Below are 1,057 nucleotides of genomic sequence, written 5' to 3' on the forward strand. Positions count from 1 at the left end.
CCCGCGCCTGGCGCCGAACCCTGCGGTGCGGGTGGTGGTCTACGACGCTACCGGCGGCGAGCTGGCCGGCGCGGCGCAGCGCTTGCAGGCGCTGGGCTACAGCGCCGTGCACTGGCTCGAAGGCGGCAGCCGGGGCTGGCAGGGTGCAGGTTTTGAGCTGTTCGCCGGAGTGCACCTGCCGTCCAAAGCCTTTGGCGAACTGGTCGAGCACGTCTGCCACACACCGCGCATCAGCGCGCCGCAACTGGCCGAGTGGCAGCGCCAGGGCAAGCCGCTGGTGCTGCTCGACGGTCGGCCGCTGGAGGAGTTCGCCAAGATGAACATCCCCGGCGCCACCTGTTGCCCCAACGGTGAGCTGGGCTACCGCCTGGAAGACCTGGTCAGCGACCCGCATACCCCGCTGGTGATCAACTGCGCCGGGCGCACCCGCAGCATCATCGGCGCGCAAACCCTGATCAACCTGGGGGTCGAAAACCCAGTGTACGCGCTGGAGAACGGCACCCAGGGCTGGTACCTGGTCGACCTGCCGCTGGAGCACGGTGGCCAGCGTGGGTACCCGCCGCACAGCGGCAAGGCTCTGGGGCAGCAACGCGCGCGCGCAGCCACGCTGGCGCGCAAGGCCCGGGTCCAATGGGTGGCGGCGGCGCAGGTGGGTGAATGGCAGCAGGACGCGCAACGCTCGCTGTTCCTGTGCGATGTGCGCACCCCGGAGGAATTTGCCGCGGGCAGCCTGCCCGGCGCACAACATTGCCCCGGCGGCCAGCTGGTGCAGGGCACTGATCTGTACCTGGGCGTGCGCAAGGCGCGGGTGGTGCTGTTTGACGACGACGGCGTGCGCGCCCCGGTGGTGGCCAGCTGGCTGCGGCAGATGGGCCACGAGGCGTATGTGCTCGAAGGCGGTCTTGAACGTGGCCTTGAGCATGGCCTGGCCTTGCCGACCCCGCCCGCGCTGGCGTTGACCCTGGCCGAGGCCACGCGGGCGAGCTGGAGGGTGCCTTGCTACTGGACCTGCGCCACAGCACCGCCTACCGCAAGCGTCACCTGCAAGGCGCACAGT

1 protein-coding gene is annotated in these 1,057 nt (G+C 70.4%); it reads left to right on the forward strand.

Features of this window, described 5'->3' with window-relative positions; translation table 11 throughout:
* A partial coding sequence (locus G3436_RS26670; protein ID WP_420801263.1) for a rhodanese-like domain-containing protein occupies positions 1-1,057 on the forward strand: 1,057 nt, incomplete at both ends.

The sequence above is a fragment of the Pseudomonas brassicae genome (assembly GCF_010671725.1).
Taxonomy (GTDB): Bacteria; Pseudomonadota; Gammaproteobacteria; order Pseudomonadales; family Pseudomonadaceae; genus Aquipseudomonas; species Aquipseudomonas brassicae.